At 71.2% G+C, this 19,092-nt stretch carries 15 protein-coding genes and 1 pseudogene; 4 read left to right on the top strand and 12 right to left on the bottom strand.

Going from position 1 to position 19,092, the window contains the following annotated elements:
• Positions 1 to 263 (top strand): annotated as a pseudogene (locus tag M3Q23_06060) (IS256 family transposase).
• A gap of 292 nt (positions 264 to 555) precedes the next feature.
• On the opposite strand, the gene M3Q23_06055 reads toward M3Q23_06060, so the two are convergent.
• The 5 genes from M3Q23_06055 to M3Q23_06035 form a co-directional block, all read right to left on the bottom strand.
• Positions 556 to 717 carry a hypothetical protein gene (locus tag M3Q23_06055; protein MDP9341660.1) on the bottom strand — a complete coding sequence of 54 codons (162 nt, stop codon included), beginning with the start codon at positions 715 to 717 and terminating at the stop codon, positions 556 to 558.
• Positions 718 to 906: 189 nt separating this feature from the next.
• Complete coding sequence (locus M3Q23_06050; GenBank protein ID MDP9341659.1) at positions 907 to 1,491, bottom strand: YceI family protein; 585 nt, start codon at positions 1,489 to 1,491, stop codon at positions 907 to 909.
• Positions 1,492 to 1,546: 55 nt separating this feature from the next.
• Positions 1,547 to 2,917, bottom strand: coding sequence for an ATP-binding protein (locus M3Q23_06045; protein MDP9341658.1), 1,371 nt, complete (start codon positions 2,915 to 2,917; stop codon positions 1,547 to 1,549).
• On the bottom strand, positions 2,914 to 3,585 hold the full coding sequence (locus M3Q23_06040; protein ID MDP9341657.1) for a response regulator transcription factor: 672 nt from the start codon (positions 3,583 to 3,585) through the stop codon (positions 2,914 to 2,916). The genes M3Q23_06045 and M3Q23_06040 overlap by 4 nt, the downstream gene beginning before the upstream one ends.
• A 59-nt stretch (positions 3,586 to 3,644) precedes the next feature.
• The gene (locus M3Q23_06035; protein MDP9341656.1) at positions 3,645 to 4,367 is read right to left on the bottom strand and encodes a hypothetical protein; all 723 of its coding nucleotides are present in this window, start codon (positions 4,365 to 4,367) and stop codon (positions 3,645 to 3,647) included.
• A 354-nt stretch (positions 4,368 to 4,721) separates the two neighbouring features.
• Here M3Q23_06035 and M3Q23_06030 point away from each other — a divergent pair, with 354 nt between their 5' ends.
• Positions 4,722 to 4,874: a hypothetical protein gene (locus tag M3Q23_06030; protein ID MDP9341655.1), complete on the top strand. Its 153-nt coding sequence runs from the start codon at positions 4,722 to 4,724 to the stop codon at positions 4,872 to 4,874.
• 217 nt (positions 4,875 to 5,091) lie between these two features.
• On the opposite strand, the gene M3Q23_06025 is transcribed toward M3Q23_06030, so the two are convergent.
• The 5 genes from M3Q23_06025 to M3Q23_06005 all read right to left on the bottom strand — a co-directional run bounded on the left by M3Q23_06025 (position 5,092) and on the right by M3Q23_06005 (position 9,337).
• Positions 5,092 to 5,655, bottom strand: a complete 564-nt coding sequence (locus M3Q23_06025) for a hypothetical protein (protein ID MDP9341654.1) — start codon at positions 5,653 to 5,655, stop codon at positions 5,092 to 5,094.
• A 41-nt stretch (positions 5,656 to 5,696) separates the two neighbouring features.
• Positions 5,697 to 7,154: an AAA family ATPase gene (locus tag M3Q23_06020; GenBank protein ID MDP9341653.1), complete on the bottom strand. Its 1,458-nt coding sequence runs from the start codon at positions 7,152 to 7,154 to the stop codon at positions 5,697 to 5,699.
• A 38-nt stretch (positions 7,155 to 7,192) separates the two neighbouring features.
• Complete coding sequence (locus M3Q23_06015) at positions 7,193 to 7,744, bottom strand: hypothetical protein (protein MDP9341652.1); 552 nt, start codon at positions 7,742 to 7,744, stop codon at positions 7,193 to 7,195.
• Positions 7,745 to 7,874: 130 nt separating this feature from the next.
• Positions 7,875 to 8,288 carry a universal stress protein gene (locus M3Q23_06010; GenBank protein MDP9341651.1) on the bottom strand — a complete coding sequence of 138 codons (414 nt, stop codon included), beginning with the start codon at positions 8,286 to 8,288 and terminating at the stop codon, positions 7,875 to 7,877.
• Positions 8,289 to 8,299: 11 nt separating this feature from the next.
• On the bottom strand, positions 8,300 to 9,337 hold the full coding sequence (locus M3Q23_06005; GenBank protein ID MDP9341650.1) for a sulfite exporter TauE/SafE family protein: 1,038 nt from the start codon (positions 9,335 to 9,337) through the stop codon (positions 8,300 to 8,302).
• Positions 9,338 to 9,576: 239 nt separating this feature from the next.
• Here M3Q23_06005 and M3Q23_06000 point away from each other — a divergent pair, with 239 nt between their 5' ends.
• Positions 9,577 to 11,367 (top strand): GMC family oxidoreductase N-terminal domain-containing protein, encoded by a 1,791-nt coding sequence (locus M3Q23_06000; GenBank protein ID MDP9341649.1) that lies wholly within the window; start codon positions 9,577 to 9,579, stop codon positions 11,365 to 11,367.
• A complete protein-coding gene (locus M3Q23_05995; GenBank protein MDP9341648.1) occupies positions 11,364 to 13,289 on the top strand; it encodes a hypothetical protein in 1,926 nt (641 codons plus the stop codon). The genes M3Q23_06000 and M3Q23_05995 overlap by 4 nt, the downstream gene beginning before the upstream one ends.
• On the opposite strand, the gene M3Q23_05990 is transcribed toward M3Q23_05995, so the two are convergent.
• Both M3Q23_05990 and M3Q23_05985 read right to left on the bottom strand, forming a co-directional pair.
• Positions 13,261 to 17,235 (bottom strand): AAA family ATPase, encoded by a 3,975-nt coding sequence (locus tag M3Q23_05990; GenBank protein ID MDP9341647.1) that lies wholly within the window; start codon positions 17,233 to 17,235, stop codon positions 13,261 to 13,263. The genes M3Q23_05995 and M3Q23_05990 overlap by 29 nt on opposite strands.
• A gap of 119 nt (positions 17,236 to 17,354) precedes the next feature.
• On the bottom strand, positions 17,355 to 19,092 hold a 1,738-nt coding region (locus M3Q23_05985), incomplete at its 5' end, for a hypothetical protein (GenBank protein MDP9341646.1).

Here is a 19,092-nt window from a genome sequence, read left to right as displayed (position 1 = left end):
CCGAGCGTCCCCGGGGCCGGAGCACGGGTGGAGGGGAGATCGCCCTGGACACGTGGGCGGCGTTCTCGAACGAGGACCTGCTCACCCAGGTGGTGGTGGAGCGGATGCTGGCCGGGGTCCCCACCCGTCGGCACGTCGACGTGGCCGAGCCGCTCGGGACGGAGGTGGAGGCACGCTCCAGGGCCACGTCCCGGTCGGCGATCTCCCGGCGGTTCAAGAGGGCCACGGAGAAGGCCCTGGCCGAGCTGCTGGGGCGCGATCTGTTGCTACCGGCCGTGCTATCGAACCATCCGGGAGGCGACCGTCAGCGACCGTCAACGGGGTTCCTCGGTGAGCGGGAACGAGCCGGTAGACAGCAGTTTCCGGGAGCGACCGTCAGCGACCGTCATGCGTCCGGGCAAACTTAGGATCCGGTGTCCGAAAGGCATAGGTTGGAGTCCTCCCGCTCCCGCACTGGACGTCACGGTTCGTCAGCGGAGGTCCAGTATTCGGGACGGCAGTGGAAAGGGACCATCACGGAGCCACGGCGGTGACGTTCAACGGCACGGCCGCGACCTACACGGGGGACTCGGCTACGAAGATCACCACGTGGGTTCCATCGGGGGCCAGCACCGGGCCCATCTCGGTGACCACCCCTGGAGGGACCGCAACCAGCCCTACCAGCTTTACGGTGACGTAGTCGTCCGCCCCTCCAGTGGCCGGTGGGAAAACCACCATTCCTGGCGTGGGTGGAAAGGCCATGGAACCCCACCGTGGAACCCCAGTCTGTCATCCGGGGGCGTCCGGACCCGTCCTGCCGAGGCCGGCCACCAGCACGAAACGGTCGCAGCAGGACGCGTCCGGACGCCGTCGGCCGTGCGTGATCACGCTCTCAAGGTGGAGACACGGGTTCAAATCCCGTTGGGACTACGACCCTCCCAGCTTGAGCGTGACCAGCACGTCAAGCTCGATCTGCACCTGCTTCGAGACCAGCCATCCCCCGGCCTCAAGGGCAAGGTTCCAGCTGGCCCCGAACTCTTCCCGGTCGATCTCGGTGGTGGCGGAGAACCCCGCCCGCCGATTGCCCCAGGGGTCCTGGCTCAATCCCGAGAACTCGACATCCAGCACGATGGACCGCATGACGTCGCGGATGGTGAGATCGCCGGTCACCGTGATGCGGCTCCTGCCGGGGAGCTCCACCTTCGTGCTCTTGAACCGGATCTCGGGAAAGCGCTCCACGTCGAGGAAATCGGGGGACCGGAGGTGCTTGTCCCGATCCTCGTTCCCCGTGTCGATGCTGGATGCACCGATGACGAGCTCCGCCCTGGACTCCTCCGGGCGCTCGGCCACCTGGATGGCTCCGGAGAACTCCGAGAAGTGCCCCCGGACCTTGGTCACCATCAGGTATCGGGCCACGAAGGCCACCGAGGTGTGCCCGGAGTCGACTTCCCACCTGCCGGCAGCCGGGGCCTCGATCCCCTGGATGACCCTCGACCCTGTTTCGCTGCTCATGTCTCCGCCCCTCCCCGAGCGCACCCCTCGTGTGCCGTGCGGATGATATCCACGGTCACGGCTTACCCGGAAGCTCGGGGGCCGGCTCGAGGGGCAGCTCCAGCTCGACCAGGGCCCCCCCGCCGTCGGGGTTGCCCAGGCGCACGGTTCCCCCGTGGGCCCGGGCGATGGCGTTCACGATGGACAGCCCCAGACCTCCCTCAGGTTCGGCTCCACCCGGCCGTTCCTTTTGGAGCAGGTCGGATGGGAACCCGGCGCCCGTGTCCCGGACCCCCACCAGCACCCGGCCGTCCCTCCTCGCCGCGGAAAGCGTGATGGTCCCGCCGGCGGGCGTGTGCCGGAGCGAGTTGTCCACCAGGTCGTCGATGGCCTGGCGGATCCGTTCGGGGTCGAGCACCGCGGTCAGCCCTTCCTGGCAGTGGGCATGGATCTCGATCCCGGCGGCTGCGGCCCTGGCCCGATTCGCCTCCGCGCCGCGCTCCACGAGCTCGGCCAGCGACGCCGTCCGGCGATGGACCGGCAGGGTCCCGGCCGACGTGCGCGAGAGCACCAGGAGGTCCTCCGCCAGCCTGACCAGCCGGTCCGTCTCCGCCGACGCGTTCCGGAGCGCGGTCTCCAGCTCCTGCGGCGTCCGGGCCCGGGCCAGAGCCAGGTCGAGCTCCATGCGCAGGACCCCCAGCGGGGTCCGGAGCTCGTGGCTGGCCTCGTCCAGGAACCGCTCCTTGCGCTGGACGGCTTCCTGGAGGCGGTCGAGCATGTCGTTCAGGGTAGCGGCGAGGCGGGCCAGCTCGTCGCCGGTGGGGGGGACGGCCAGGCGCCTCGCCGGCTCGGAAAGCGAGATCGCGGCCGCCTCCCGACGCATCCGCTCCACCGGGCGCAGGGCCGCCCCGGCCAGGGCCCACCCCGCTCCCGCCACCGCGCCGAGGGCCACCGGGCCCGCCACGGCGAGCGCGAGCGCGATCCTGCCCATGGCCTCGTTCCGGTCTCCCAGGGTGGCGCCCACCACCACGAAGTCCGTGCCGTGGCGGAATGCCAGGAGCCTCACGGGGTCGTCGACGCCGCGGACGCGCGTGGTGAAGAACGTCGGCCCGGCCACCGACCGCAACGCGGCCCGGCTCAGCATGGGGGCCGCCGCCACCGCCGAGCTCGAGTCCACGATCCGGCCCGATGCGCCAAGCACCTGCGCGAACGCCTCGTCGGGGTCGATCAGCGACCCCCGCGACCGCACCGGGTCCGCCCCCGGCTGGGACCGGCCGATCGCGCCGGCCAGGACCTGGGCCCGCGACCGAAGGTCCATGTCGATCGCGTTCATCAGGTCGTGCCCGACGCGGACGTACAGGAATGCGCCCAGCGCAGCCAGCACCACGGCCATCCCCGCGGCGAACGCCAAGGTCAGACGGGTCCGCAGGGGCAAGCGGACGTTCATTCGTCCCTCAGCCGGTACCCGACGCCGCGAACCGTCTCGATCGACGAGCGGCCGAACGGCCGATCGACCTTCTCGCGGAGGTACCGCACGTACACCTCCAGGATGTTCCAGTCCCCCTGGAACGCCAGGTCCCACCCGTGCTCCATGAGCGCCGCTCGCGGCAGCACCTCGCCGGGGTGGCGCATGAACATCGCCATCAGCGCGAACTCCTTGGGGCTGAGGCGGATCGGTGCGTCGCCCCGGCGGAGCTCGTGGGCGGCGGGGTCCAGCGTCAGGTCGCCCACCCGCAGCACGGGGGAACGCTCCGGCGGGGTCCGCCGGACCAGTGCCCGCAGCCGCGCCAGCAGCTCGGGAAGCGCGAACGGCTTCACCAGGTAGTCGTCGGCTCCGGCGTCCAGGCCCCGGATCCGGTCCTCGACCGCGTCCCGGGCGGTGAGGATCAGGACCGGCGCCCATCGCCCGTCGTCACGGAGCCGGCGAAGCGCGTCCACGCCGTCCATGTCCGGGAGCCCCAGGTCGAGGACGATGGCGTCGTAGTCGTACTCGTGGCCCAGCGAGACGCCCTCGGCTCCCGTCCCGGCCACGTCGACGGCGTAGCCCTCCTCCGCCAGGCCGCGCCGGAGGAGGGCGGACATCCGTGCGTGGTCCTCGATCACCAGTGCACGCATCTCGGCCTCGTCGCGTTCGGCCTGCAGGGCCTGCAGGGCCTGCAGGGGCGTATCAGTATCTACGCGTTCGGCCGGTGGATCCGGATCAGCAGGGCCGTCTCCAGCGGCCCAGTCTGGGACTCCTCGCTAACCAGCCCGGTGCCCCGCGAGTACACCTTCTTGTCGATCACGTTTGGCTCCAGGGGCGTCCACTCCATGGTCTTGAGCGCGTGATGGAGGTTGCCGAGGGGGACGTGGACCGGGCCGCCCCGGGCCAGCACCCACGCCTGGTCCTCCGCATGGCCTTTCCAGAACTCCTGCCGGTAGCCGTCGGCGACCTGGGGCTCGGCCTCCATCACGATCCCCGGGACGGCGCCGTGGACGCCGGTCTCCCACGAGCCTTCCTTGCTGACGTTCCCGTTCTCGAACGAAGTGGTGTCCTCGCCCAGGTACCACACGTTGCCCTGCCTGTCCTGCGCGTACCAGTCGAACGTCCGCTCGATCACCCGCCCCTCCTGCGTGGCCACGTCGCGTACCACGGTGGCGCGAATGCCCACGATCGTGTTCGTCTTGTGGGTCACGAAGACACGGTCGATCTGGGTCTTCCCGTCCTTGATCCCTCGGTACACCCACAGCGTCCCGGGCTTCAGCGGGAAGAACGGGTTCGTCACGTGGCGCACGAAATTCGACGGATCGACGGCCGGCGACGTCCCCGGTCCCGAACCCACCGAGCGAGGCGACGCGAGGGCCAGCGTCCCCACGGCAAGGGGACCGATCAGCCCCAGCACGAAAGCTCTCCTCATCATCGCTCCTCCTTCTGGCCTCGACTCCGAGCCGGAGCGTAGGAACCTTCACCTGAGAGGACGCTGAAGGGGCGTCCCGCCGAGCTGGCGCCAAAGGCATTGCGGAGGAATCCGCCCCCCAGGTACCGTGGCTGCCGACTGCTGTACGTGCGTGACGAAGGGCGGGTCGCGGCGACGCTGGACGGTCTCGACCTGGTCGCTCGGGACCCAGCCATACGAGTCGACGGCGCATATGTCGTGGGGTTCCCCCCGTGCTCGGCAACGGCCGTCCGGCCAGCGGGTGTCCGCCCGGACCAGTGCGCGTACCCGATTCGGGGTGCTCGCGTTGCTCCGGGCTCGAGCGTCCTGCTCGGCGTGGTCGTCGAGGGGGTGGGGCAGGGAACGTTCCGGAATGGCTGGTTCAGGATCCGATACCACGTCGGCCCGCTGCACTTCGAGGTGTTTCGGACCGACGAGCTGACCGTCTGCGTGCCCGAACCCGGCCGGAAGAGCTGCCCGGGCTTCTGAGAGGAGGGCGCGCTGATCCGCGGACTAACGCGGCGAGAAGGACCCCGACTTCTGGTCCTTGCTCTTCTTGGCCTGCCGCTTCTCCTTCAGGCTCTTCTGTGCGACCTTCTTGCTGGCCTTGCCGCCGCCCTTGTCCTTGGTTGCCATCGTTTCCTCCTCGACCGTCCGCCAACTGTAGCCCCATCCCGCCCCGTTTGGGCCGTAGCCGCCAGGAGGATCAGGGCAGATCGATCCGGATACCGAACTCCGCCAGCACCGCACGCAGAACCGCCCGCCCGGTTCGGGCCAAGTGGGCGCCCGAGAACCGAGGCTCGTTCGTGACCTCGGCCAGCACGAACTCCGGCGGCCGAAACGCCGCCATCGCTTCGTCCGTCTCGAACTCGCTCTCCGCCAGGACCAGGCCGTCGAGGGGTGGCTCGAACACGTCGAACACATCGATGCCGCCGATCGCGAGAGGAGCCACGCTATAGCGGGTCTTGGACAGGTCGTCGCCCGGCAACCGGGCCAGCAGGTCGTACGCGGCTTGGGAAAGGTACAGGTTGGTGATCAATGGGCGAGGTGGCCCCGGCTCGCCCGGCCCGAGCTTCTGCGTGAGCTCGTACTCCAGGCGCTCTTCGCCGTCGACGGTCTCCTCGAGGCGTCGAAGCCGCAGGGCCGTCCCCGGGAAGTAGCGATCGATGACGCGGCGGACGCGAAGGACGGCTTGGTGGTCCGGTAGTTCGGCCAGCAGGAATCGCCACTCGCGCTCGATCCGAGCGTACTTCGTCGACCATTCATCCATCGACACGAGACGAAACGGTACCCGGGACGCCCAGTACCGCGTCATTCCGGACTGGCGTCGCCCTCCAGCAGCCACTCGGTGCCGGGGCGCGGGCCGCGTCCGGGCGCCTCGCCACCGCCACCCAGGAGCACCCGGGTCAACGCGCCGCCCTCGGCCAGCAGTTCGTCCAGCGCCGTCTGGACGTGGGCGTCGGTGACGGTCAAGCGTCCGGAACCGTCCGACTCCACGGCCGCCAGCAGCCCCGCCTTGCGCATCAGCTCCTTGATGAACGAGGCCGTGACCCCCGCCGTCCTCACCACGACCGTCGCCCCGTCGGTGAGGCGGAGATCCAGTCCCCGGCCGTACAGCTCGATGAGCCGGCGCCGGGCGTCGTCGTCGGGCAGCTCGATCTCGATGGCCAGGTCGACGCGCCCCGGTCGGGCGGCCAGGGCAGGCTCCAGGAGATCGGCCCGGTTCGACGTCAGAAGGAACGCCACGTCGGCGTCCTCGTCGATCCCGTCCATCTCGTTCAGCACGTCGAACAGCAACGGGTTGTGGTGGCCCGGGAACATGCCCCGCTCCTGCGCCACCAGGTCCACGTCCTCCAGCACGACGACGGCAGGCTGGAGCATGCGCGCCAGCGCGCAGGCCTGCCGAACCATGTGCAGGCCGCCGCCGGTGAGCAGGAGCACCGTATGGTCCCGGACCCGGCTGATCAGATAGCGGACCGTGTGGGTCTTCCCGGTCCCGGGGGGCCCGTGGAGGAGCAGGCCTCGTTTCACGTGCAGGTCGCTGGCCCGGAGCCGGTCCCGGTGCTCGGCGATGCCGAACACGTGCCGCTCGATGGACTCCAGCACGCCGTCGGGCAGCACCAGCTGGTCTCTCCCCAGGTCGGGCCGGCGGTGGAACACGACCGGCCCGGCGCCCATCCGCCCCATGTGCGACTCCCCGAACGAGACGACCTGGCCGCGGAACACGTTCAGCTCCACCATCAACCGCCGGATCTCGGCCAGAAACCCTTGCGCCACACCACTCTCGGCGGCCAGCACCTCCAGCACCACGCTGTCCAGCCCGTGCCGCTCCTCCGGTCCCCGCATCAGCACGACGAGGGGCGTGCCTCGGTCGCGGATCGTGAACAACCCGAACTGGACGCACGGGAGCGTCTCCTCGGGCCCCACGGCAAGGGTCACGAAATCGACCGCGCCGGGGCGGATCTTGACGCCATGGGGGATTTCGAGGAGGTCGGCGAGCGAGCCGAAGTGGCGTTGCTGTCCCGACAGGCCGAGGGTGGCGTGGCTTCGGCCCTCCACGTCCAGATAGGCCATGAGCGCCACCTGCACGTTGGCGTGGTCGTAGGGAGCGAAGCTCTCCGATACCACCGGAAGGCCGCTCGAGCCCGCCTCGAGGTGCCCGTCCAGCACTTCGCGAACCGGGGAGGTCCGTTCCGCCCAGGCGACCTCCGTCATCTGCTGCATGAACCCCTGGAACAGCCGCGCAAACTCGGCGACGTCCTCATCCATGGCCCGTCAGGCTACCGGAGCCCTCACAACCTGGCTGATCAGTAGCCGTACCCTCCCGACGACGGGCTCGAGGTGGACGTACCGCCTCCGGAGGACGACGCTCCCGCCAGCGCTCCCGAGGGCGTGATGGCGAACCAGACGCCCTGGACCCCTTGCCCGTTGGCCTGCCCGGCAGAGGTGTCGCCCGAGAACCGGTACAGGGCCAGCCCGTCGTAGGTCACCTGGACCCCGCCGTCCGGCCGCGTGATCGTGCCGAGCTGGCCGGTCACGCCCGCCCCCGCCGTCGCGGCGGACGACCCCGAGGGCACGAGGAGGGGCGGCCACACGCTGGTGCACGAGCCCGTGCACACGATCTTCCCGTTCACCTCGGATTTCAGGTGGTAGAGGGTGAACCCCTGCCCGTCGGCAATCACGGTCCCCAGCGCCGGCACCGTCGACGTGTCGACGGACAGCTTGCTGGAAGACTGCTGGCTCCCACCGCCGCCCGACCCGGACGTCGTGGTCTTGCTGCCGCACGCCGCCAGCAGCAGCACACCGGCAACGACCACAGCCCCCGTCCTGGTCCCCCACCGTACGGTCAACCTGCTCATGACTTCCTCCTCCTCGGGCCGGACTCTCGCCGGCCCGTGTTCGCCTTGCTGAGGGAGTACGGCTGGCACGGGCCCGCAGATGGTTCGAATCCGATATGGATCGAACGGGAATCCGGACTCCGCCGGTTCCTCAGCGAACGAGCAGGACCGGGCACGTCGCGTGATGCACGACCTTGTTCGCCACACCGCCGAGGAGAAGGCTCCTCCACTCGGTCATGCCGCGAGAGCCCAGGACGATGAGGTCCGCCCGGGATTTCGTGGCGACCTCCACGATCTGTTCGGGCGTGCTTCCCGAGCTCACCCTGCGGATCTCTCCGTGCGCGTCGACCCCTCCCTCCCGGAAGGTCGCCAGCACGCCCTCGACTAGCTTCTCGGCCGTGACGGGAGGGCCCATGTCCACGTCGGAGCCCTCGTATCGCTCGTACTCCCGGACGTGCACCACGGTCACCGTCGAGCCATAGCGCCGGGCGAGGTCGAGGGCCACGTCGATCGTCTTCTCGCTCTGCGGGGACCCGTCCACCGCGACGACGATGCGCTCGAACATGGCCGGGCTGCCTAGGACCCGGCCGGAGCAGGGACGTCGCCAGCCGAGGCGATGAGGTCCGCGGCGACCAGCTGCGGACGGGCTTTCGCGAAGTAGGCGACGGCGACCGCGAACCCGACTCCGGCGGGCGCGCCGAACGCCTGCCACCGGATCCAGCCCCGCCGGCGCAGCCCGGCGACGTCCCACATGCTCTGCGGGTACGTGGACGCATCGACCGCTCCGAAGAGCGGGAGGCCGACCAGCGCGACCCCGAGCAGGACGATGCCCAGGACACCCGTGGAGACGTTGAGGAGCTTCAGGGCCGAGGCCAGCAGCACGAACACGAGCGCAGGGCGGATGACGCCGTCGGGCGCCTTGGAGGACAGGCGGGCGCCGACGTAGACCGCCGGCAGCGCGCCGATGAGGATCGAGGCCGTCAGCCCGAGCTCGAAGTCGCCAACCAGGATGTGGGCCAGGGCCGCCGCCCCGACCAGCGGCACGGCCTGCACGAGATCGGTCCCGACTAGCTGGGCGCCGCGCAATTCCGGATACGCGAGCATCAGGCACGTGATGATGATCGAGCCCGAGCCGACCGAGGTCAGGCCCACGAGCAGGCCGCCGAAGGCCCCGATCAGCACCGTGATCGGGATGCGGACCCGGATCGATCCGCCGGGACCGAGGGTGGCGCGCAGCCCGGCGCGAGCCTGCGCGCTGCGGCGGCCCTGGAGCCAGGCCTTGAACACCATGGCGGCGGCGGCCAGGGTGAGGGTGACGCCGAGGAAGATCTTGGTCGTGTTCTGGACCGTCTCGCTGTCACCGCTCAGGTTCAGCAGCAGAACCCCGGCGAATGCCGTCGGGATCGAGCCCACGCACAGCCACTTCACGAGCTCCCACCGGACGGTCCTCCGGCGGATGTGCACGCCTCCGCCGACCGGCTTCATCACCATCGCGGCGACCAGGTCGGAGGACACGGCCGTCGTCGGGCTGATGCCGAAGAAGATCAGGAGGATGGGCGTCATCAGCGCGCCCCCGCCCATCCCGGTCAGTCCGACCGTGAATCCGACGATCACCGACGCAAAAGCGATCGCCCACGTGATGTGCATCCTCGAACCTTCCCAGCCTCTCCGTGCCGCGCTTCGGCCCCGGCGTCGCGTAGGGCAGATTACCCTCCCATGGCCCCGTTGAACGGGAGGCTGGCGTCTCCGCGAGCACCATGCGGGGCGCGCGTGACGCTCGCCCTTGACGGGCGCGAAAAGGTCGCTCACAGTCGCGCCGGGGGATGTTCAGGCTCTCGAGTCCCGTGGGCACGATGCAGGACCACTACGACGTGGTCGTGGTCGGCTCCGGGTACGGTGGGGGCATCGCGGCGGCCCGGCTGGCCGAGGCCGGCCGCAGGGTGTGCGTCCTGGAACGGGGCCGCGAGCTCCATCCCGGCCAGTACCCCGACTCCCTGGTCGGCGCCCTGCGCGAGATGCAGGCGTCCTCGCCCCGGGGGCACCTCGGCCGGCCCACCGCCATGTTCGACTTCCACCTGAACCACGACATCAGCGTGCTGGTCGGATGCGGCCTGGGCGGCACCTCGCTCATCAACGCCAACGTGGCCATGCGGCCCCAGCCCTGGATCTTCGAAGACCCCCGGTGGCCCCCGGAGCTCCAAGGAGAGGCCGGGGTGCGGGAACTCGCGCCATACTTCCAGCGAGCCGAGCTCATGCTGGGGTCCAACCCCTACCCCGACTCCTGGCCGACCCTTCGGAAGTTCGAGGCGTTGGAGCGTTCCGCGAGGGCCCTGGGCGCCGTGGCGAAGCCGGTCAAGATCAACGTCACGTTCGAGACCGGTCCGAACGCCGCCGGCGTCGAGCAGCGCGCCTGCGTCCTGTGCGGAGACTGCGTGTCCGGCTGCAACTACCGCGCGAAGAACACCGTCCTCATGAACTACCTCCCGTACGCGCGCGGGCGCGACGCACACATCTTCACCGAGGTCCAGGCCCGCACCGTGCGTCCCTCCGGTCCGAACGAGAAAGGGAACTGGGTGGTCGACCTGGACCTCCTGGGATCAGGGAGGTTTCGATTCGGGAACCGACCCACCCAGTCCGTCAGGGCCGACGAGGTGATCCTGGCTGCGGGCACCCTGGGGACCACGGAGATCCTGCTGCGCTCGATGAAGCTCGGGCTTCCGCTGTCGGAGAGGGTCGGGGAGCGGTTCACGGGGAACGGCGACGTCCTCGGGTTCGCCTACGACACGGACCAACGGGTGGCGGGGATCGGGCTGGGGCCGAGGCCGCCAAGCAGGGACAGGACGGTCGGGCCGACCATCCTCGGGGCGATCGACATGACGCGGGAGGGCGGACCGTCTCTTGCACGGTCTCGGACCAGCAAGGAGCACCGCGGGTTCTTGATCGAGGACGGGGCCATCCCTGGGGCGGCGGCCGGCGGGGCGGGCCTGGCCGCCGCGTTCTGGGCAGCCTCGCTGGTCCTGGGAGAGGCGAGCCCGACCAACTGGGCGAAGATGGTCCGCCGCGTCCTGGGCGAGGCCGCGGCCATCCCCTTCGGCTCCCGGCGCGGGCCCCTCGCCCGGACCATGACGTACCTGCTGATGAGCACCGACGACGACGACGGGAAGCTCTTCCTGGACGGCGACCGGGTGGCCATCTCATGGCCCGACATGGGCGAGCGCCCGGTGTTCCGCCTCGACAGCGCCGGCCTGAAGAAAGCGGCTCAGGGACTGCGGGGCGCCTACATCCCCAATCCTCTGTGGACGACGCCGCTCGGCCATTCGCTGGTCACGGTGCACCCGCTGGGGGGGTGCGTCATGGGCTCGGACCCGGAGGGCGCGGTCGTGGATCACCTGGGACGGGTGTTCACGGGCACGTCGGGTTCCGACGGGCCGGAGGTCCACGAGGGCCTGTACGTCATGGACGGCTCCATCGTGCCGATCCCCCTCGACGCGAACCCCTCCCTCACCATCTCCGCGCTGGCCGAGCGGATGTGCGCGCTGATGCTTCGGCCGAAGGCCGGAACGAGTCGGCCCCCGCCCAAGCCCCCGCCCAAGCCCCGGCCCAAGCCCCGGCCGAAGGCCCGCACGAGTCGGACCCGGACGTGACGGACCCGGACGCGACGGACCCGGACGTGACGGCGCACCAGGCGGTGGAGCCCTCGCCTCATCTGGCGTTCACCGAGCGCATGAGCGGCTTCGTCTCCGACCGAGTCGTGGAAGCGTACGAGGCCTCCCGGGGGCGTGGGAAGCGGGGCTGGGACGAGGGGCTGGAGGACGGCGAGGTGCGGGAGGGCTACGCGGTGGGCCAGGCCGAGGGTCGGGCCGGGGGATCACCCATCGAGTTCCTCGTCACCACGAGCTACGAGGACCTCGACGCGTCACTGAGCGACCCGGTCGGCCACCCGGGGCTGATCACCGGGACCGTGATCGGGACCTGCATGTCCACGCAGCCGCTGACGATCACGGACGGCACCTTCGTCCTGATCGAACCGAATGACCGCGACGTCGAGACCTGGAACATGCGGTACGACATGAACCTCGTCAGCGGGGCCGGCCACCGGTTCCGGTTTCGAGGGTTCAAGGTCCTGCACGACCGGCCGGGGTTCGATGCCTGGTCGGATACCACGACCCTGTACACGACCATCGAGACCGTGGGCGAGGACGAGCTCAGGCGGGCCGTCGGCATCATGACCCTCACGGTCTCCGATTTCCTGCGGCAGCTCCGCGGGATGGAGGTCACCGGAGTCCGGAACCCCTATCGGCGCTGGAAGTACCTCCTGGAGTTCGGCCGGATGTTCGCCCGGTCCCTCACCCACATCTACGGCGGCCCCTTGGATGAGGCCAACCGGTTCCCGCAGGCGCCCGAGGACCCGACCGCGGGCCATTGCGCCCAGCTTCCCGGCCGCCCGCCCCTGGACACGGCGATCCGCCAGGTCTTCTGGTGCCACGGGGGCGAGTGGCACGACGAGGCCCGCGACGCCCGGGGCAAACGGGCGGCGGAGCTTCAGCTCACCAGGTATGTGAAGAAGGAGAAGGACCTGCCGAAGGCCAAGCGCAAGGGTCCGGTGATGCTGGCCCCCGGATTCGGCATGGCCGCCCGGTCGTTCGCCACCGAGACCATCGATCGGAACCTCGTCGAGGCGCTGGTCGAGGCCGACTTCGACGTGTGGCTGTTCGACTACCGGGCCAGCATCTGCCTGCCCTCGTCGAGGGACCAGTTCACCCTGGACGACATCGTCACCGAGGACTGGCCGACCGCGATCGACAAGGTCCTGAAGGAGACCAAGGCCAGGTCCGTGCAGGCCCTCGGGCACTGCGTGGGCTCGGTGACCCTGCTCATGGCGATGCTCTCGGGGAACGCCAAGAAGGTGCGGTCGGCGGTCTGCTCGCAGTTCACGGTGCACTGGCTCACCTCCGGGTTCAACAACCTGAAGGCGGACCTGAACATCACCACGGTCCTGAGCACGCTCAAGATCGACAAGATCTCCCCGGACAACCGGTTCAACGCCCCGAACATCGCCCTGGACCTGGGGCTCCGCGCCGTGCCGATGTCGTCGGAGGAGCGATGCGGGAAGGCGGTGTGCCGGTGGATCAACTTCGTCTACGGCTGCACGCACCGCCATGCCCAGCTCAACGAGGCCACCCACGATGCGCTGAGCGAGATGTTCGGCGTGGGCAACCTCACCTCGTTCGCCCAGCTGTCCAGGATGACCAGGGCGCAGAAGGCGGTCGATGCAAAGGGAAACGACGTGTACGTGACCGACCGGAACCGCCGGGGCATCGGGACGATCCCCATCCTGTTCCTCCAGGGCGACCGCAACTACATCTTCCATCCGGAGGGGAGCAAGCAGACCTACAACTGGCTTCGGGACGCGAACGACCCCGAGCTGTACACGTACCGGCTCCTCCCCGGCTACGCGCACCTGGACAGCATGGTCGGGAAGGACGCGGCGACGCAGGTCTACCCGTACATCCTCGAGTACCTCGAGCTGACGGCGTTCAGCGACGGAGGCGCGCTCGAGCCCTGATGGCCCCGAGGCCCAGGTCCTCCGCCGTTCGGAGGGCTGCGGTGTGGAGCTCCGCGGCCCGTTCCCGGTCCCCCGGCTCGTCCCGGCCCACCAGCGCGTCGCCCATGGCCTGGCGGGTCAGGGCCACGTACGCGGGAGCGCTCATGGCCACGTGGCGATCCAGGGCGAGCTCCAGGTGGGCCAGGGCCTCGTCCCACCGGCCCAGCACGTTGGCCAGCACGCCGAGGTAGTGGGCCACGGCCCCGTTGAAGCTCGACAGGCCGATGGTGCAGTTGCTGCGGGCGTAGGGACGTGCCAGCTCGTACAGGACCTCGGCCCACTCCCGGTCGCCGATCAGGGCGGTGGCGTGGGTGAAGGGCACGATGGTGCCCCACCACAGGAAGTTGTGGTCCATGGCCGCGGCCACCTCCGGCGAGACGGCGTCCAGGACCTGCCGGGTCCGGTCCCAGTCCTCGGCCTCGGCGTACGCCCATGCGGTGAGTGCCCGCCAGGTCAGCGTGCCCGGCTCCTGGGCCGACATGGCCTGCCAGATGGGAAGGAAGTCCGGCCCCCGCCCCTGGAGCCACCGCCAGGACAGGGTCTGCCCGATGTACTGGATCTCGGCCTGAGGATGGCCGATCTGCTGGAGCCGGGCGTGCAGCTCCCCGGCCACCCGCTCGGAGTCGCCGTAGCGTCCCTCGATCGTCGCCACCGTCACGTCCCACGCGCCGGCCAGACGGAGGTACTCCGGGTGGCGGAGCTCCGCGGCCACGCGGGCGAACACCCGGCTGGTCTCGCGGGCGTCCTCCCAGTCCCCCAACTCGAACTGGGCCCCCAGCCGGATCCGGATGCCCTGCATCATGACCTCGGGGTCGTCGAGCTCATCGGCCAGCCGCAGGACCTCCGCGGAGGCGGCCACCTCGTCCTCGCCGTCCTCTGGGCCGTCCAGGGCCCAGCACCGGTGGAACAGCACCGTGGCCAGGGTCCGGGGGTCGCCCACCCGCCGGGCCATGGCCTCGGCCTCGTCGGCCAGGGCCCGCCTGGTCTCGTGGGGCCGCTGGTAGTGCAGCCAGTGCGACAGCCGCCCCATGGCCCAGGCCCGGAGCGAGCCGTCCTCGAGCCCCAACCGTTCCAGGGCCTCCTCCAGCAGGGCGATGGCCCGGGGGTCGGGCCGGAGCGAGGCCGGGAGCCACGCCCCGCCGTAGCCCAGCGCGGCCCCGGCGAACAGATCGGGCCGGTCGAGCGCGCGGGCCACACCGGCCGCTTCGGTGAAGCGCTCGTCGCGCGCCATCAGCTCGCCGGCCAGGTCGTGCGCGGCGCCGAGCGCCAGGAGGAGCTCGCACCGCAGCGTGTCGTCGTCCGGCCCGAAGCGGTCGAGGACGTCGAGGGCCCGGCGGTAGTGCTCCACCGCCGACTCGTAGGCCACCTCCGACCGGGCCTGCTCCCCCGCCAGCTGGGAATAGCGCACGGCCTTCTCGGCCACGCCGGTGCCCGCGGAGGCCACGAAGTGGTGGGCCAGCTCGGCCGCCGTGGTCAGGCGCCCGCCCCTGGCCTCCAGGGCCTCCGCGATCCTGCGGTGCACCCGGGTCCGGCGGGTCTGGCTGAGCCCGTCCAGGAGGGAACGGCGGACCACGGCGTGCGAGAACGTCCACCTTCCCGCCTCGTCGGGGACCTCGGCCACCAGGCCGGCCCGCCCCGCCTCCTCCAGCAGGTCGACCAGCCGGTCCTCGCCGGCGCCGCTCGCGGGGCCCAGCACGCCGTCATCGAAGTCCTGCCCGATCACGGAGGCCACCGCCAGCACGTCCCCGCACTCGGGAGACAGCCGCTCCACTCGCCACCGCACCAGGTCCCGGAGGGTCTCGGGGACCCGGAGCTCCCCCGCCACGCCGACGTCGCGCAGGTGCCGGAGCATCTCCCGCAGGAAGAACGGGTTCCCGGCGGTCTCCTGGCGGAGCTCCCGGGCCAGCCATTCCCGCTCCCGGTCCAGGTCCCACCCGGTCACCAGCCCCACCAGCTCCCGGACGTCCTCGTCGCCCAGCCCGTGCATGGTGAGCCGGAAGCAGTCGGTGTCCCGGGTCAGCCCCGGCAGGGCCCGAGCCAGCTCGGACCCGGCCAGGTCGGTGTCCCGGTAGGTGGCCACCACCAGCAGCGAGGTGGGCCGGAGCGCACGCATGAGGTGCTGGAGCAGCAGCAGCGACGCGCGGTCCGCCCAGTGCAGGTCGTCCAGAACCAGCAGGACCGGGGAGCGGGACGCCATGGACTGGAGCCACCCGTCCAGGGCCTCGAACAGCCGGAACCGCTCCGCCTCGCCGCTCGTGGCCAGGGGCTCCTCCACGGCGCCGATGCGCTCGGCCACCTCAGGGAACAGGCGGGACACCTCGCCGCCGTGCTCCCGGAGGTCGGCCCGCAGGATGGAGCGCGGGCAGGCCCGGGCGTACTCGCCCAGGGCCTCCCGGAACGCCTGGAACGGCGCCAGGGCCTCCTCCTCCCACCGGCCGTACAGGACCAGCCCGCCGGCAGCGTGGGCCCGGCGGGCCAGCGCCGCGGCCAGCGCCGTCTTTCCGATGCCGGGCTCCCCCGCCACCAGCGCCATGACCCGGTGGCCGCCGGCGGCGCGCTCCCGCGCCTCTTCCAGCGAAGCCAGCTCCTCGACCCGCCCCACGAACTGGGCCCGGCCGGCCGTCTCGAGCCAGGCCAGGTTCGACCCATCGTCTTCGTCGAGGGCCTCGGCGGGTGCTCCTCCGGGCCGGACCCGAAGCTCGTACACGTGCTCCGGGCGGTTGAGGTCGCGGAGCATGCGGGGCCCCAGATCGACCAGGGACGTTCCCGGGGGGAGCGACTCCTCGGTCAGGGACGCCGTGGAGGCGCCCACCAGGACCTGCCCACCGAAGGCGAGAGAGCGAAGCCGAGCGGTCCGGTTGACGGCCACGCCCCGGTAGTTCCGGTCCCGCAGCTCGGCCTCCCCGGTGTTCAGCGCCATGCGGACGGCGAGGGGGGCCTCCTCGGGCCATGGCTCCGCGGCCAGGGCCAGCTGGACGTCGCGAGCGCAGGCCACGGCGGGCCCGGCCTGGGCGAACACGGCCAGGATGCTGTCCCCTTCGCCCTGGTCACGGGGCAGGAATCCGCCGTGCCGCTCCAGGGCGCCGGCCATGATCTCGTCGTGGCGGCGCATGGCCCGCGCCATGGCCTCCGGGTGCGCTTCCCACAGCTTGGTGGAGCCCTCCACGTCGGTCAGCAGGAACGTGACCGTCCCCGCGGGAAGCGTTCCTTCCAGGCGGGAGCGGAGGCGCCGGACCAGCTCGCCGGCCGAGGCCAGCCGTGAGGCCGCGTCGAGCGAGATGGCCCGTCCGATGAGGGCCTCCACCACCATGGCCTCCGCCTTTCCCAGGCCGGGCCAGGAAGCGGGCCCGTCCAGTCCCCGCGTCCCGGTCAGCAGCATCCGGGCCACGGCGCCGAGGGCCCGGAGGTCCTCCCCGGGGTCCAGGCCGGCGCCCGACCCGGGAAACCCGAACCCCACCAGGACCACCCGGCCCGAGGGCGCCAGGATGAAGTTCTCCAGGCGGACGTCCCCGTGGGGCGTGGGCGGGTCGGTCCCGTGGAGGTGGTCCAGGGCGTCGGCCGCCTCCGCCAGGTAGTCGAGGGCCTCCCGGTGCGGGAGGCCTGGGTCGCCCCGCTGCTCGAGGGCATCGCGGAGGCTCCGGCCCGGGACCCACTCCATGACCACGTGGTAGTCGTCCTCGACGAAGAAGTCCTCCCGGACCTGCGGGTGCCCAGGATGCGGCCGGAGCGCCTGGAGCACTCCGACGCGATCCAGGAACGCCTGCCGCGCGTCCGGGGTGTCGGCCCGGCGGATCTTGATGGCGACCTCGCGGTCGTGCTGGTGGTCCCGGGCGCGGACCATCCGGCCGCCGGGGCCCTCGCTCAGGACCTCCAGGGCCTCGTAGCGCTCCCGGATCAGCACGGACATCGACTTCACCCCCCTCGAAGTCGCCAGGAGCGGCCCTTCCGGCGCACCGGCGGCCGTTCCTCGCCTGGAGTTTCCGTCCGCCGGCCGGCAGTGTCCAGGGGCGTCCGCCCGGGGAGGAGCTACGGCTGGATGCGGCTGATTCGGGTTCCCCAGTTGGCGAACTGGGTGCGGGTTCCGCCGCAGGTGTCGTCGAGAAGGAAGATCGGATACGTGCAGGTCTGCCCGACGTACTCCGAGGCGATCCAGATCGAACCCGGCCTGGCCACCGCGGCGCCGTAGTCCCCCCACCGGGCCACCGCGGGAACGCCGGATTGGCCGCCCACGAAGAAGCGGTATCCCGTGAACCCGTCCGACGGGCCCACGCCCTCCGCCGCGACGTGCACGGGCCCCACGCCGGTCTCGGGGTCCAGGAGCGCGTAGGCCGCGCTGGGGTAGTGGTCCGGGCCGAGCAGCGTAAAGGCGACGGCCCCCCGACCGCTGGACAGGGCGGCCACCGCCGGATACGTCACGTTCTGGCCCGCCACCGCCAGGTAGCCCTGTGCGCGCACCGACGCGGACAGGACACCCCCGGACCACGCCGGCGTCACCAGGAACCAGGCGATCCCCGCACGGACCTCTCCGTCCACCTGCACGGCCGTGTCCAGGGCGCCCCACACGCTTCCGGCCGCGAACACCGCCTGCTGCATCCGGGTGTCCCCGCTGTCGAGGGTGGCCTCCACCTCGGTGAAGGGGTCACGCCCGAGGCAGGCGGAGTTCAGACAGTCGCCGAGCGGGAGGTCGCCGGAGCGCTGGGCGGACGGTGGCGGCATGGCATAGGGCTCGGCCGGGACCACCGCCACGCTGAGCCTGACGGCCGGGGCCGGCGAGTCGAGCGATCCTGTGTTGGTGAGGGCCCACAGCGCGACCCGGTCGCTGGCACCGGTCGCGTTGCCCGCCTCCGGCGCCGCCATCGAGCTCAGGAAGTACTCCGTCCCGCCCTCGTCGGTGGCAAACCGCCTTCCCGGAACCTGGGCGGGCCACACCGTGAACCCCGGCGTCCCCATGGCGCTCAGGTGGTCGAGGTGCACCAGTGGCGCATGGAAATCGCCCGCCGCGAGGGCCCGCTTGGAGATGGCGTAGATCTGGGCCGAGGTGAACTGGTCCCCGAACAGCGCGTACTCGTTCGTGCTGATGTACAGGCCGTTGGCGTCCACCCCCATGTGCGGGTAGTCGCCCAGGCATGGACCCCCGTCGCAGCCGTGGTACGGGGTGCCGCCCGAGCCGTCGTCCTGCGCCGGGATGCTGAACAGGTCCCACGCCCCCACCGGGCTGGAGGTGCGGCTGACGGCGAGGTCCAGGTGGTTGGTGCCGAGGAACGTCCCGTTGAGGGAGGTGTCCACGGTCAGGGCCAGGTGGAACCACCGCCGGGTGTCCGGGTCGAACAGGCACGACGGATCGGTCACGAACGGTCCCCGCCGCCAGTTGTGGTAGTCGACCGCGGGAGGGTACCCGTAGAAGCTGTTGAGGTCGGTGACCTCGCCCACGGCCCGGCCGGCCGTGGTGAAGATCCGCAGGGACTGGTTCACGGTCTCCATGACGAAGCCGCGCCCGATGCACAGGCCCTGGTCGGGCGGCTCCAGGCTGGCTTGATTCCCGGCGTTGGCGGAGCGCTGCTCGAAGTGGTCGATCCCGTCGAAGGTCGCGGCGAGGTCGGGGTTCGAGGCGACCACCGGCGTGGCGGGGGCGGCCGGGGCCAGGTCGAGCCGGGCCGGGGAAACCGGCCGGTCGCCGGGGTCGGGCCACCCGTCGCCCAGGCCCAGGAGGCGTTCTCCGGCCCCGAGCGACGCGAGGGGCGCCGGGCGGGCTCCCACGGCCGGG

The sequence above is a fragment of the Actinomycetota bacterium genome, assembly GCA_030774015.1.
Taxonomy (GTDB): domain Bacteria; phylum Actinomycetota; class UBA4738; order UBA4738; family JACQTL01; genus JALYLZ01.
The sequence above is the reverse complement of the archived record's forward strand: the minus strand, read 5'-3'. Positions and strand labels throughout refer to the sequence as shown.

Coding starts and splice junctions, on each gene's coding strand:
- M3Q23_06040 (MDP9341657.1), bottom strand. CDS start 3,585: ATGCGTGCACTGGTGATCGAGGACCACGCACGGATGTCCGCCCTCCTC.
- M3Q23_06000 (MDP9341649.1), top strand. CDS start 9,577: ATGCAGGACCACTACGACGTGGTCGTGGTCGGCTCCGGGTACGGTGGG.
- M3Q23_06050 (MDP9341659.1), bottom strand. CDS start 1,491: ATGAGCAGCGAAACAGGGTCGAGGGTCATCCAGGGGATCGAGGCCCCG.
- M3Q23_05990 (MDP9341647.1), bottom strand. CDS start 17,235: ATGTCCGTGCTGATCCGGGAGCGCTACGAGGCCCTGGAGGTCCTGAGC.
- M3Q23_06045 (MDP9341658.1), bottom strand. CDS start 2,917: ATGAACGTCCGCTTGCCCCTGCGGACCCGTCTGACCTTGGCGTTCGCC.
- M3Q23_06035 (MDP9341656.1), bottom strand. CDS start 4,367: ATGAGGAGAGCTTTCGTGCTGGGGCTGATCGGTCCCCTTGCCGTGGGG.
- M3Q23_06055 (MDP9341660.1), bottom strand. CDS start 717: ATGGTGGTTTTCCCACCGGCCACTGGAGGGGCGGACGACTACGTCACC.
- M3Q23_06010 (MDP9341651.1), bottom strand. CDS start 8,288: ATGTTCGAGCGCATCGTCGTCGCGGTGGACGGGTCCCCGCAGAGCGAG.
- M3Q23_06015 (MDP9341652.1), bottom strand. CDS start 7,744: ATGAGCAGGTTGACCGTACGGTGGGGGACCAGGACGGGGGCTGTGGTC.
- M3Q23_06025 (MDP9341654.1), bottom strand. CDS start 5,655: ATGGATGAATGGTCGACGAAGTACGCTCGGATCGAGCGCGAGTGGCGA.
- M3Q23_06020 (MDP9341653.1), bottom strand. CDS start 7,154: ATGGATGAGGACGTCGCCGAGTTTGCGCGGCTGTTCCAGGGGTTCATG.